At 69.6% G+C, this 12,019-nt stretch carries 11 protein-coding genes; 2 read left to right on the forward strand and 9 right to left on the reverse strand.

Going from position 1 to position 12,019, the window contains the following annotated elements; genetic code table 11:
• Positions 1-123: 123 nt before the first annotated feature.
• Both ACFXJ8_RS36465 and ACFXJ8_RS36470 read right to left on the reverse strand, forming a co-directional pair.
• The gene (locus ACFXJ8_RS36465; protein ID WP_379648899.1) at positions 124-2,085 is read right to left on the reverse strand and encodes a glycosyl hydrolase; all 1,962 of its coding nucleotides are present in this window, start codon (positions 2,083-2,085) and stop codon (positions 124-126) included.
• Positions 2,086-2,295: 210 nt separating this feature from the next.
• The gene (locus ACFXJ8_RS36470; protein ID WP_379648901.1) at positions 2,296-2,865 is read right to left on the reverse strand and encodes a DinB family protein; all 570 of its coding nucleotides are present in this window, start codon (positions 2,863-2,865) and stop codon (positions 2,296-2,298) included.
• Here ACFXJ8_RS36470 and ACFXJ8_RS36475 point away from each other — a divergent pair.
• Positions 2,864-3,061, forward strand: a complete 198-nt coding sequence (locus ACFXJ8_RS36475; RefSeq protein ID WP_379648903.1) for a hypothetical protein — start codon at positions 2,864-2,866, stop codon at positions 3,059-3,061. The two genes, ACFXJ8_RS36470 and ACFXJ8_RS36475, sit on opposite strands and share 2 nt — an antisense overlap.
• Here the strand turns inward: ACFXJ8_RS36475 and ACFXJ8_RS36480 are convergent.
• From ACFXJ8_RS36480 to ACFXJ8_RS36505, 6 genes are all read right to left on the reverse strand, one after another.
• On the reverse strand, positions 2,992-3,999 hold the full coding sequence (locus ACFXJ8_RS36480; protein ID WP_379648905.1) for a sugar phosphate isomerase/epimerase family protein: 1,008 nt from the start codon (positions 3,997-3,999) through the stop codon (positions 2,992-2,994). The genes ACFXJ8_RS36475 and ACFXJ8_RS36480 overlap by 70 nt on opposite strands.
• Positions 3,996-5,138, reverse strand: coding sequence for a Gfo/Idh/MocA family protein (locus ACFXJ8_RS36485; RefSeq protein ID WP_379648907.1), 1,143 nt, complete (start codon positions 5,136-5,138; stop codon positions 3,996-3,998). Before ACFXJ8_RS36485 ends, ACFXJ8_RS36480 begins: the two co-directional genes overlap by 4 nt.
• On the reverse strand, positions 5,138-6,190 hold the full coding sequence (locus tag ACFXJ8_RS36490; RefSeq protein WP_379648909.1) for an ABC transporter substrate-binding protein: 1,053 nt from the start codon (positions 6,188-6,190) through the stop codon (positions 5,138-5,140). The genes ACFXJ8_RS36485 and ACFXJ8_RS36490 overlap by 1 nt, the downstream gene beginning before the upstream one ends.
• Complete coding sequence (locus ACFXJ8_RS36495) at positions 6,187-7,173, reverse strand: ABC transporter permease (protein WP_379648910.1); 987 nt, start codon at positions 7,171-7,173, stop codon at positions 6,187-6,189. The genes ACFXJ8_RS36490 and ACFXJ8_RS36495 overlap by 4 nt, the downstream gene beginning before the upstream one ends.
• Entirely contained in the window at positions 7,170-8,645 is a 1,476-nt protein-coding gene (locus ACFXJ8_RS36500; RefSeq protein WP_379648920.1) for a sugar ABC transporter ATP-binding protein, read from the reverse strand. Before ACFXJ8_RS36500 ends, ACFXJ8_RS36495 begins: the two co-directional genes overlap by 4 nt.
• Before the next feature lie 221 nt (positions 8,646-8,866).
• A complete protein-coding gene (locus tag ACFXJ8_RS36505; RefSeq protein WP_379648912.1) occupies positions 8,867-9,739 on the reverse strand; it encodes an SDR family oxidoreductase in 873 nt (290 codons plus the stop codon).
• 183 nt (positions 9,740-9,922) lie between these two features.
• Between ACFXJ8_RS36505 and ACFXJ8_RS36510 the strand changes: the two genes are divergently transcribed.
• Positions 9,923-10,981: a dihydrodipicolinate reductase gene (locus tag ACFXJ8_RS36510; protein ID WP_379648914.1), complete on the forward strand. Its 1,059-nt coding sequence runs from the start codon at positions 9,923-9,925 to the stop codon at positions 10,979-10,981.
• A 633-nt stretch (positions 10,982-11,614) separates the two neighbouring features.
• Here ACFXJ8_RS36510 and ACFXJ8_RS36515 read toward each other — a convergent pair.
• Complete coding sequence (locus ACFXJ8_RS36515) at positions 11,615-11,917, reverse strand: hypothetical protein (protein WP_379648916.1); 303 nt, start codon at positions 11,915-11,917, stop codon at positions 11,615-11,617.
• Positions 11,918-12,019 lie beyond the last annotated feature (102 nt).

The raw sequence follows: 12,019 nt of genomic DNA on the forward strand, positions 1-12,019 counted from the left end.
CGCCCCAACGGCAACCCAACACCGATTGCGGGTGGCTCATCCGCACGTAGGCCGCTCGTGGGTGGACCGGTCCCGCCTACCAGGCGATCGACGGCTGACGACGGTTTCCGGCCGACCGGATGATCACTGCAGGGTGATGGCGTCGATGTACGCCGCCGACTGGCCACCTGCTCCGGCAGCCGGGGCGAAGCGCACGCCGATCTCCCTGACATCGTGCAGGTCGGGCGTTCCCACGAGGTTGAACCAGATCCGCACCCCGTCGGAGCGGACCGCCACGCCGCCGCTGTCCCGCCACGTCAGCCCGTCGCCGGTCCGGACGTAGAGCTTGGCGGTGGTGCCTGAGGCATGGTTACCCCATGGCGCGGTCCGTACCGTGGCCGACAGCGAGGTGTAGCCGCTCAGGTCGAGCGTGCCGCGATGGAGCAGGTAGGACTCGGGAGCGCCGAGGTCGATGTCGGCCTTCAGAGAACGGGCGCCCTGAGCCGCCCACTCGGTGACCGGCCAGGGACCGTCCTTCACCTTGTAGCCGGCCCACCCCTGCGGCCCCGACTCGAAATCGGCCAGCGGCAGGACGGGCCGGACGAGCGCGACCCGGTCGAGATAAACCGCCGAGCCACCGGTGGCTCCGGGCGCCGGGGCGAAGCGCACGCCGATCTCGCGGACGTCGTTCAGATCGGGAATTCCGGCGAGGGACAGGGTCAGGGCGACCCCGTCGGGACCGGCGACAGCCGAACCGCTGTCGGCCCAGGTGAGGTTCTCACCGGTCCGTACGTAGAGCTTGGCGGTGGTGCCGGAGGCGTGGTCGCCCCAGGGCGCGGTATGCGCGAACGCGGTGATCGCCTGGTGGCCGCTCAGGTCGAGCGTGCCGCGATGGAGCAGGTAGGACTCGGGAGCGCCGAGGTCGATGTCGGCCTTCAGAGAACGGGCGCCCTGAGCCGCCCACTCGGTGACCGGCCAGGGACCGTCCTTCACCTTGTAGCCAGCCCACCCCTGTGACCCCGACTCGAAATCGGCCAGCGGAACCGACGGCCCGGTGACGGGCGTTCCGCCGGGAGCGGTCCGGGCGGTCAGCTGGATCTCGCCGCGGTTGACCGTCCACGGGTCGTTCATCAGTTGTGCCGCGTGCCGGTTCGCGGCGGGGCTCCACACACTGTCCCAGGTCAGGAAGTACGCGGTGGCCGGAAATCGCGTACGGATCGCGTCGATCCAGAGGCGGTAGTCGAAGCTGCCGGTGGTGCCGACACCCATTTCGGTGAAGGCGAACGGCTTGCCGAGGGTGAGCAGTTCGTCATACCCGTTCAGGGTCGCCGGAGCGTTGGTGTAGCAGTCGAGTCCGACGACGTCGGTGACGTCGGGCCCGGGATAGTACGCCGTCCGTTGCTGCGGTCCGCAGTCCGGCGCGTACACCCACAACAGGTTGTGCAGCCCCTTGGTCGTCGTCAGATAGTCGAACATGGCCCGCCACACGTTCCGGAACGCGGCGGGGCTCTGCCCGCCCCACCAGAACCAGGCGCCGTTCATCTCGTGCATGGGACGGAACAGCACCGGCACGCCCGCGTCGTCGAGTTCGCGCAGCCCCGCGGCGATCTGATCCAACTGGTCGCGCCAGCGGGCGCCAAGGCTGGTGGACGGATCGGACAGGTGGGCGAAATCCGCCAGCCGGTCACGAAAGCCCTGTGGCGCGACCGGATTCGGAGCGTGCACGCTGATGGACACAAGCCCGCCCGCTTTCCACCAGTCCACCAGGGCGGAGTTGCACGAATGGTCGACCGTGGTCGGGTAGTCGTCGCGCCAGTCGGCGGACGTGCCGTTGTCGTGCCAGCCTCCCGCGTAGTCGCAGGCGAGCACGCCCGGATACTGGCCGGTCTGGTCATGGAGCGTCGCTATCTGCTGGAGGTTGAACGTGCCTCCGCTGTAGCCGCCGAAATGACCGGACACCACGCGGTTCCCTGCCCGGTGCGGCAGGTCGGCCAGCCAGGCCGCGACGGCCCGCGCCGAGGTGGAGGCCGACGGGTCGGCGGTGGCACCGGCCCCGGCACGGGCGGGCGTGACCGCTAAGGACAGCACGACGCCAGCCAGGGCCATCAGGACAAGTACGCGTCGCGACAGGCGACCGGCCCTTCTGCGATCTTTCATTGCGCCCCCGCTCCCCCATGATCACGTGAATCCGGACAAGACTAGCTTCTCGGGCGGCCAGCTCCCGTCCAGGGCGAGCACCCGCACTCCCACGTCATCTCGAACCCGCCGGAGAGCGTGACCACCACACCGGACCGCCGGATCGGCACCGCCGTCGGGCTAGCGCTGGTGGGCCCAGAGGTCGCGGAGGAGGGCGATCTCCGCGCCGTGATGGAGGGCCTCGCGGTTGATGTGGAGGACCAGCGCGGCCATCGGCGCCTCGGCGTAGGGGCCCTCGGCGGGACCGCAGGGGCGTGCCATCCCCTCGACTCCCAGGCCGCGCACCCCCGCCGACCACGCCTCGTAGACGTCGTCGAGCTGCTTGAGTGCCTCGGACGCCGACCCGGCGTAGGGGTGCGAGGGGTAGGAACAGGGCGCGCCGCCGAAGTGGGCGGCGGTTCGCGCGCCGAAGACGCCCACGATAACGTGCCCGAGCCGCCACGCGATCGTGGTGAAGGGGGCAGGCCGGGGCTCGGGGAAGGCGTAGTCGATGGTGTACTCGCCCTCCCCGATGGCCAGGCCGGGGTCGGCTTCACCGCGCTTGCGGACGTTCCAGCAGCCGGGGACCGGCTCCCAGAAGTACTCCTCGTCGGTCAGCCCGTCGAGGCGCGGGCGCAGATGCTCGCGCCAGTGCCAGTCGAGCTGTTCGTGCAGTTCCTTGTCCCATGCGACGTCCCGTGCCACGCTCATGAACGAGACGCTACGCGCGAGGACCGACGTTCCTCAGGACGCGGTGGCCCACACGCGGATGTCCGTCAACGTGAACGAGGAGGAGAAGCCGCGCAGGAACCCGTCGAGCAGGCCGAGCAGCGCCGCCTACTCCGAGGCGAACGCGGCGTCGAACGCCGCCGTCGGCGGGGTGATCGCGTTCAGCTTCCTGATGTAGGCCAGCGCCTCCGGCGCCCCGTCCAGCCGGTCCATCCCCGCGTCCTCCCACTCGATCGAGATGGGCCCGCCGTACCCGATCGAGTTGAGCGCGCGGAAGCAGTCCTCCCACGGCACGTCACCGCGCCCCGTCGAGACGAAGTCCCAGCCCCGCCGCAGGTCGGCCCACGGCAGGTGCGACGACAGCCGTCCCCTGCGCCCGTCGCCGACCCGCACCTTGGTGTCCTTGCAGTCGACGTGGTAGATCCGGTCGGCGAAGTCGAGGATGAACCCGACGGGGTCGATGTCCTGCCACACCATGTGGGAGGGGTCCCAGTTGAGCCCGAACGCGGGCCTGTCGCCGATCGCCTCCAGGGTGCGCCGCGTCGTCACGTAGTCGTAGGCGATCTCCGACGGATGTACCTCGTGCGCGAACCGCACGCCCACCTCGTCGAACACGTCGAGGATCGGGTTCCACCTGTCGGCGAAGTCCTGGTACCCGTCCTCGATCATGGACGGCGGGACCGGGGGGAACATCGCCACCGTGTGCCAGATGGACGACCCGGTGAACCCGACGACGGTGTCGACGCCGAGCAGCGCGGCGGCGCGCGCGGTGTTCTTCAGCTCCTCGGCCGCGGCCTGCCGTACCGACTCGGGGTCGCCGGAGCCCCAGATGCGCGCGGGCAGGATCGCCTGGTGGCGGGCGTCGATGGGGTGGTCGCAGACCGCCTGTCCCGCCAGGTGGTTGGAGATGGCCCACACGTTGAGACCGTGCTTGTCGAGCTGGGCCCGCTTGGCGGCGACGTAGGAAGGGTCGGCGACGGCCTGGCTGACGTCGAAGTGGTCGCCCCAGCAGGCGATCTCGAGGCCGTCGTAGCCCCACTCGGCGGCCAGCCTGCACACCTCGTCGAACGGCAGGTCCGCCCACTGGCCCGTGAACAACGTGACCGGTCTCGTCATGGGATCTCCTTGTAGCGGCCCTCGGCCGCGCTCTGCTCGACGGCCGCCAGCACGCGCTGCACCCTCAGCCCGTCGGCGAACGAAGGGGAAGGGTCCGTGCCGTTGCCGACCGCCTCGAGGAAGTCCTTGATCTCGTGCGTGAACGTGTGCTCGTAGCCGAGGCCGTGGCCCGGCGGCCACCACGCGCCCACGTAGGGGTGGTCGGGCTCGGTGACCAGGACGCGCCTGAAGCCCTCGCCGCCCGAGGACACCCACAGCTCGTTCATGGCCTCGAAGTCGAAGGCGAGGCTGCCGAGCGATCCGTTGACCTCCAGGCGCAGGGCGTTCTTGCGCCCGGTGGCGAACCTGGTCGCCTCGAAGGAGGCCAGCGCCCCCTCCGACATCCGCCCGATGAACAGCGCCGCGTCGTCGACGGTGACCGTTCCCATCTCGCCGGTACGGCTGCCGCCGAGCCCCGAGGAGGCCGCGGCCAGCGGCCGTTCCTTGACGAAGGTCTCGGTGAGCGCCGAGACGCCCACGATCTGCTGGCCGGTGACGAACTGGGCGGTGTCGATGATGTGCGCCCCGATGTCGCCGAGCGCCCCCGAGCCCGCCTTGTCCTTCTGCAGCCGCCACACCAGCGGGAAGCCGGGGTCGACGATCCAGTCCTGCAGGTACTGCGCCCTGACGTGCCTGATCTGCCCGAGCTCTCCCGCGGCGACCATCCGCCGCGCCAGCGCGATCGCGGGCACGCGCCGGTAGTTGAAGGCGACCATCGACCGGCCGGGTGAGGCGGCAGCCGCCGCCACCATCGCCTGCGCCTCCTCGACGGTGTTGGCGAGCGGCTTCTCGCAGATGACGTGCTTGCCCGCCTGGAGCGCGGCGATGGCGATCTCGGCGTGGGAGTCGCCGGGCGTGCAGATGTCGACGATGCCCACGTCGTCGCGGTTGACCAGGTCCTTCCAGTCGGTCTCGACCGCGGCCCAGCCCATCCTGGCCGCGGCCTCGGTGGCGGCCTCGCGCGACCTGCCGGACAGCGCCGCCATGACGGGCGTCACCGGCAGGTCGAAGAAGGCCGACACGGTGCGCCAGGCCTGGGAGTGGACGCGCCCCATGAACGCGTAGCCCACCATGCCGACGCCGATCGTCGTTCGAGTCATCAGGATTCAAACCCCAGAGGTAGGTACTTCTGCACGTTCTCCTTCGTGATGGTCTCCGAAGCGAGCGTGATCGACTGCGGGACCTGGTTCTCCACGAGGTCGCTCATGCCCTTTCCCTGGGCTATCAACCTCGCCAGCTTGATGGCGGAGGAGGCCATGGTCGGGCTGTAGGTGACGGTCGCCTCCAGCACCGAGCTGCCGGACTGGATCTCCCGCATGGCGTTGGCCGATCCGGCGCCGCCCACCATGAAGAACTCGGTGCGCCCCGCCTCCTTGATCGCCGCCAGGACGCCGACGCCCTGGTCGTCGTCGTGGTTCCACAGCGCGTCGATCTTCTTGTGCGCCTGGAGCAGGTTGGCCGCGACCTTGTTGCCCGTCTCGACGGTGAACTGCGCGTCCTGCTTGGCGGTGACGCTGAAGCCGTACGTCTTGAGCGCGTCGGCGAAGCCCTTGCTGCGGTCCTGGGTCAGCGGGAGCGTGGCGATGCCCTGGATCTCGACGATCACCGGGTTGGTGACGCCCTTCTCCTTCAGCTTCTTGCCGACGTAGTGGCCGGCCGCCACGCCCATGCCGTAGTTGTCGCCGCCGATCCAGCTACGGTAGGCGAGCTTGTCGGGGAAGACCCGGTCGAGGTTGACGACGGGGATGCCCGCGGCGGTGGCCTGCAGCGCGATCTGGTTCAGCTGCTGGCCGTCGTTGGGCAGGATGACCAGCGCGTTCACCTTGGCCGCGATCAGCGACTCGACGGCCGAGATCTGCGCGTTGATGTCGTTGGTCGGCTCGACCGGCTTGAACTCGACGTCGGAGTACTGCTTGGCGGTGGCCTCGGCGTTCTTGGCGATGGCCGCGATCCACCCGTGGTCGGCCGCGGGCGCGGAGAAGCCGATGACGACCTTCGTGCCCGGCTGGTCGTTACCGCCGGCGGCGGGCGCGGGAGCGGGCGCCGTGTTCTGCGGCGACGGCTGGGCCACCGGCTCGTTGCTGGTGCACCCGCTGGCCAGCAGGACGGCCCCGCCCACGAGGAAACCTCTGCGCGCGACTTTCTCGGTCATGGTGTTCTCTCCTTGAGGTTCCGCCGCTGGAGAAGGACGGCGACGACGATGATCAGGCCCTTGGCGATCAACTGGTCGCTGGTGTTGAGCCCGTTGAGGATGAACAGGTTCGTGATCAACGTGAAGATCAGCAGGCCGAGGATGGAGCCGATGATCGTGCCCCGGCCGCCGGTGAGCAGCGTGCCGCCGATGATGACCGCGGCGATCGCGTCGAGTTCGTAGAGGTCTCCGTGGGTGGAGGAGCCCGTGGTGGTCCTCGCCATGATCAGGATGGCGGCGATCCCGCAGCAGAACCCCGACAGCGCGTACAGCAGCATCGTGTGCCGCCGCACGTCGATTCCGGCCAGGCGTGCGGCCTCGGGGTTGCCGCCGACCGCGTAGGTGCGCCGGCCGAACGTGGTGCGGTTCAGCACGATCCAGCCGGCCGCGACCACCAGCGCGAAGATGTAGACCAGCAGGGGGACGCCGAGCACTCTGGTGGTCGACAGCGCGACCACCGCCTCGTTGCCCTGCTGGATGAGCTGCGTCTTGCGGTCCGACATCCGCTGGGCCAGGCCACGGGCGGCCACCAGCATGGCCAGTGTGGCGATGAACGGCACCATCCGCCCGTAGGCGATCAGCAGCCCGTTGACCAGGCCCGCGCCGGTCCCGACGAGGATGGCGCACACGCCCATGACGAACGGGCCGTAGGACTGGGTGGCGAGCGTGGTCGCCCACACCGAGGCCAGCGCCATATTCGCGCCGACCGACAGGTCGATGCCGCCACCGATGATCACGAACGTCATGCCGACGGTGATGACCCCGATGGTGGCCGCCAGCGAGAGGATGCTGATCAGGTTGGCGGCGGTGGCGAAGTTCTCCGGTACGGTCACCAGCCCCACGACCGCCAGCAGCGCCAGCGCGGCCACCAGCCCCAGATGCCGCACCTCGCCGAACCTGCTGAACAGACCGACGCCGGTCAGGGGAACGCCTTCGGACTTCACGCCGCGCTACCTTCCATGATCATGTCAAGGACCGTGTGCTCGTCGAGCTCCTGGGCGGCGGCCGAGTGGATGACCCGGCCCTCGCGGACCACCAGCACGCGGTCGGCCAGGCCCAGCACCTCCGGCACCTCGCTGGAGACCAGCAGGACCCCGATGCCGTCGTCGGCCAGCTTCCTGATCACCGCGTACAGCTCGGCCCTCGCCCCCACGTCCACGCCCCTGGTGGGCTCGTCGAGCAGGAGCAGCTTGCGGTCGTTGAGCAGCCAGCGGGCCAGCACGGCCTTCTGCTGGTTGCCGCCCGACAGCGTCTTGATCGGCCGCTGCGGGTCGGGGGGCCTGATGTCGAGCGTCTGGACGAGTTGCCTGGCCTCGGCGTCCTCGCGCGCCCTGTCCAGCCACCCGAACCTGGCGTAGCGGCCGAGGCTGCCGAGCGTGATGTTGGCCGTCACCGTCTGGTCGAGCAGCAGTGCCTGCGCCTTGCGTTCCTCGGGGGCAAGGCCCATGCCCTGCCGTACGGCACGCGTGGTGCTCCTGGACACGAGCATGCCGTCCAGGACGACCCGGCCGGTGGCGCGGCGGGCGCCGTACACGGCCTCGAGGATCTCCGAACGGCCCGAGCCGACCAGGCCCGCCAGCCCGACGATCTCGCCGGCCCGCACCGAGAACGAGACGTCGGCGAAGACACCCGGCGCGGCGAGGTTCTCCACGCGCAGGACCTCGGCGCCGGGGGCGGCGCCCGAGCGGGGCGGGAAGACGTACTCCACGTTCCGCCCGGTCATGAGCGAGACGATCCGCGAGGTCGGGGTGTCGCGGGCGGGCAGGCCCACGGCGACCGTCCGGCCGTCCTTGAGCACGGTGACCCTGTCGCCGATCTCCCTGATCTCCTCCAGGCGGTGCGAGATGTAGACGACGGCCACGCCCTGGGCGGTGAGCTCCCTGATGATGCGGAACAGGTTGGCGACCTCGTCGTGGGCGAGCGCGGCCGAGGGCTCGTCCATGACGATCACGCGGGCGTCGTGGGAGAGCGCGCGGGCCATCGAGACCACCTGCTTGGCGGCCGGTGAGAGCCTGCCGACCTCCTTCGACGGCCGGATCTCGCCGTGGCCGAGCCTGGTGAGGATCTCGGTGGCCCTGCTCCTGAGCGTCTTGCGGCGGGTGAAGCCGAGGCGGGTGGGCTCGTGGCCGAGCATGATGTTCTCGGCCACGCTGAGCCCGTCGACCAGGTCGAGCTCCTGGTACATGGTCGCCACGCCGAGCCTGATGGCGTCGACAGGGCTGCTCGGCGCGATGGTCGTGCCGTTGAGCTCGATGGTGCCCGCGTCGGGCCGGTGTACTCCGGCGAGCACCTTGATCAGCGTGGACTTGCCGGCGCCGTTCTGGCCGAGCAGGCAGTGCACCTCGCCGGCCCGCACGTCGAGGTCCACGCCGTCCAGTGCCCGGACGCCGGGGAACTGCTTGACGATGCCTCTCATGATCAACACGTGACGCTCCTGCCGATCAGCGTCAGAACATCACCCGGAGATCGGGGGATGTGACCCGTCATGCCGTGACCATAAGAGCGGACTTACGACGAATGCAAGGGATCAAGCCCCCACAATTTCCCTTCTTCCGCCGAACATCGGCAGAAGACGTGGTCACGAGACACGAAAGGGGACTGCCCTCCGACGGAGGGCAGTCCCCTTTCGCGCTCGTCCTACAGCATCGCCTTCATCGAGTCGGCCGCCGAGAGCACGTAGGGCTGCTCGACCATGATCGAGTCCCAGTGGTCGGCGATCGCCTCAGGCGAGAGGTCGTCGGACTTCCACCCCGGGCCCTCGGCGACGAACACCCGCGCCACCTTGCCGCCGCCGACGCTGAACACCTCGCCGGAGGCCTCGCACGTGTCGTGCGCGAGGAAGGCCACCAGCGCGCTGACCCGCTCGGCCGTGAACTTCGCCTCGAACTCGGCCGGCAGCAGCGCCTCGGTCATGCGCGTCCACGCGACGGGGGCGATCGCGTTGGCCTTGATGCCGTTGCGCGCGCCCTCGATCGCCAGCGTCTTGGTCAGCCCGACCAGCCCCATCTTGGCCGTGGAGTAGTTGGCCTGACCGAAGTTGCCGAACAGGCCGGCGGGCGAGGAGGTGTTGACGATGCGCCCGTAGCCCTGCTCCTTGAGGTAGGGGTAGGCGGCCTGGCTGACCAGGTAGGAGCCGCGCACGTGCACGGCGAGCACCGCGTCGAACTCCTCGACCGTCATCTTGCCGAACGACTTGTCGCGCAGGATGCCCGCGTTGTTGACGACGATGTCGACCTGGCCGAACGCGTCGACGGCGGACTGGACGATCGCCTTGGCGCCCTCGGGGGTGGCGACGTTGTCGGCGTTGGCGACGGCCTCGCCGCCGTTCTTCCTGATCAGCTCGACGACCTCGGCCGCCGGACCCGACGAGGCGCCGGTGCCGTCGAGCGCGCCGCCGAGGTCGTTGACCACGACGCGCGCCCCCCGTTCGGCCAGGAGGAGCGCGTGCGCGCGGCCGAGACCGTGCCCGGCGCCCGTGATGATCGCGACCTTGCCGTCGAACCGGAGCATGCGAACCCTCCACGCTAGGAGAACAACATTCTAGTAAGGGCACAATATCTCGATCGACCTGTTGCGGACAGTGATCAGTCATGCGGATTTCTGCTAGAGTTCTTGACCCCGCAAGGGCGGCGGTCACGGACGACACCCCCTCCCTGGAACGGCCCCGCCCACCATCCGGGCTGGAGGCTTTGCATGCCCACACAGCCGCCCCTCCGCGTGGTCCAGTGGGCCACTGGCGCCGTCGGCCGCCACGCGCTGCGCAGTGTGCTCACCAGACCAGAGTTCGAGCTCGCGGGCGTTCTCGTCTACGACCCCGACAAGGTCGGCGTGGACGCGGGCGAGCTGGTGCGCCTGCCCGAGACCGGCGTCACGTGCACCGACGACGTGGAGCGGATCATGGCGCTCGACGCCGACTGCGTGCTCCACATGCCGCTGCCCGCCTCCTACTTCGGCCGCGACCAGACCTCCGACATCGAGACGATCTGCGCGCTGCTCGCCTCGGGCAAGAACGTGATCACCACCACCGGGTTCGTCTACCCCCGCTCGTACGGCCCCGGCGTCGTCGAACGCATCGAGCAGGCCTGCGCGAAAGGCGGCACCTCGCTCCACGGCACCGGGATCAACCCCGGCTTCATGAGCGACTTCCTGCCGCTGGCGCTGACCGGGCTGTCGGGCCGGGTCGACCACATCTACGTGCGCGAATCGTCCGACTTCCGCGGCCACCCGTCGCGGCAGATCGTGGTGGACCTGGTCGGCTTCACCCGCTCGGCCAAGGACTACACCGCCGCGGTCCGGCCGTACCGGGCCTTCCAGCGCGCCCTCTTCGCGGAGAGCGTGCAACTGGTGGCCGACGCGCTCGACGTACGGCTGGACGAGGTGGAGGAGAGCGACGAGTTCGAGCTGGCGACGGAGGAGTTCGAGATCGCGGCCGGACTGGTGCGCGAGGGCACGGTCTGCGCCTCCCGCTGGGTCTTCTCCGGGCTGGTGCGAGGACGGCCGTTCATGACCATCGAGTGCGTCTACAAGGCCGACTCGACCAAGGTACGGCGCTGGCCGGAGCCGGGGTTCGCGATCCACATCGAGGGGGTGCCGCAGATGACGGTGACCGTGGACGAGGTCTCCCACGGGCTCGCGGCGGCCGCGGCGCGAGCGGTCAACAACGTGCCCGCCGTGTGCGCGGCGCCACCCGGCATCCGCACCCTGCTCGACCTGCCCATCCCGACCGGCCGCCACACCGTCACCCGCCACTGACCCCCACCCGGCAACGTCCCTCGCCTGACCCCCACAGGCAAGGTCCCTCGCCTCCGGCTCGGGGCCGGCCTTCCCCGGGGGCGCCCGCCCCCGTCCCGCCCCCGTTGACCACGCGCCTCGGAATCCCTGCGCATTTGACAGGGTGGGTGATGAGGAGAAGCCCGCGGAGGGCTACCGGATCGCAGAGTCCGGTGCTGGCCGAGCTCTCGTTCACCATGCCGCACTGGCAGGCAGCGAGATCAGTCTGCGCGGGGAACTGGTCCACGCAACCGTTTCTCGGCTGGTCGGTGCCCTTCGTTCCCACAGGGACGCGAACCTGCGCCCGCTGCGTCGGCCTGATGGATCAACCCGTGCCGGAGGTGTCGGCACGCGTGTCGTAGCGGCACTAGCGAGCGCCCTCCCATGCACCCCACGGCCACGCCTCCCCCGCCCCCGATAGCTGCCCGATTGTTTCCCGACCGAGGTGGCAACTCTGTCTTCCGATGCCATAGCCCAGTGGCTCCCCCGCAGCCCACACACGTGCGGCACAGAGGGAGCTGACGCCGACCGAGGGACACGGGGGTCGGGAGCGGGGGTACGAACCGCCATCCGACGCCCGCCTATGTACTCCTCAAAGGTGCGCGGGTGCGTATTTCAGAGTTCCGTGCGCCTGGCCCAAAGGTCAGGGACATCCTCGGGCGCTGACCCCTGGCCCGCCCAGAACGGCTTGTTGTCCTCGTCGTGGATGACGACCACAGGCGTGCGCTCGAGAGCCCAGGCAATCGCTTCCTGATCGGTATCGAAGGCGGGAACATGAGCCGCCACACCGGGCTTCGCATCCCAGCCGACGCGGGCCTGGTCGATGTACCCGGTCCAGCACCAGGTACTCGAAGGGTCGTCGAGGTCTCGGCATTCGGGGTAGAGACACGCCGTTCCGTAGGGGCCGTGTTCGGTCACGAGGAGTCCTAGGGCGTGTTTCATAAGCAGGTCAGCCAGTCGTTGATGATGGCGATCTGGACGGTGGCCTCGTAGCGTACGGCGAGCTTGTCGTACCTGGTC

The organism is Nonomuraea sp. NPDC059194 (assembly GCF_042754765.1).
Lineage (GTDB): Bacteria > Actinomycetota > Actinomycetes > Streptosporangiales > Streptosporangiaceae > Nonomuraea.

Bases quoted from the DNA above. Each gene is read 5' to 3' on its own strand.
- ACFXJ8_RS36490 (WP_379648909.1), bottom strand. From the start codon at position 6,190: ATGACCGAGAAAGTCGCGCGCAGAGGTTTCCTCGTGGGCGGGGCCGTC.
- ACFXJ8_RS36465 (WP_379648899.1), bottom strand. From the start codon at position 2,085: ATGGCCCTGGCTGGCGTCGTGCTGTCCTTAGCGGTCACGCCCGCCCGT.
- ACFXJ8_RS36485 (WP_379648907.1), bottom strand. From the start codon at position 5,138: ATGACTCGAACGACGATCGGCGTCGGCATGGTGGGCTACGCGTTCATG.
- ACFXJ8_RS36480 (WP_379648905.1), bottom strand. From the start codon at position 3,999: ATGACGAGACCGGTCACGTTGTTCACGGGCCAGTGGGCGGACCTGCCG.
- ACFXJ8_RS36500 (WP_379648920.1), bottom strand. From the start codon at position 8,645: ATGAGAGGCATCGTCAAGCAGTTCCCCGGCGTCCGGGCACTGGACGGC.
- ACFXJ8_RS36505 (WP_379648912.1), bottom strand. From the start codon at position 9,739: ATGCTCCGGTTCGACGGCAAGGTCGCGATCATCACGGGCGCCGGGCAC.
- ACFXJ8_RS36475 (WP_379648903.1), top strand. From the start codon at position 2,864: ATGAACGAGACGCTACGCGCGAGGACCGACGTTCCTCAGGACGCGGTG.
- ACFXJ8_RS36510 (WP_379648914.1), top strand. From the start codon at position 9,923: ATGCCCACACAGCCGCCCCTCCGCGTGGTCCAGTGGGCCACTGGCGCC.
- ACFXJ8_RS36470 (WP_379648901.1), bottom strand. From the start codon at position 2,865: ATGAGCGTGGCACGGGACGTCGCATGGGACAAGGAACTGCACGAACAG.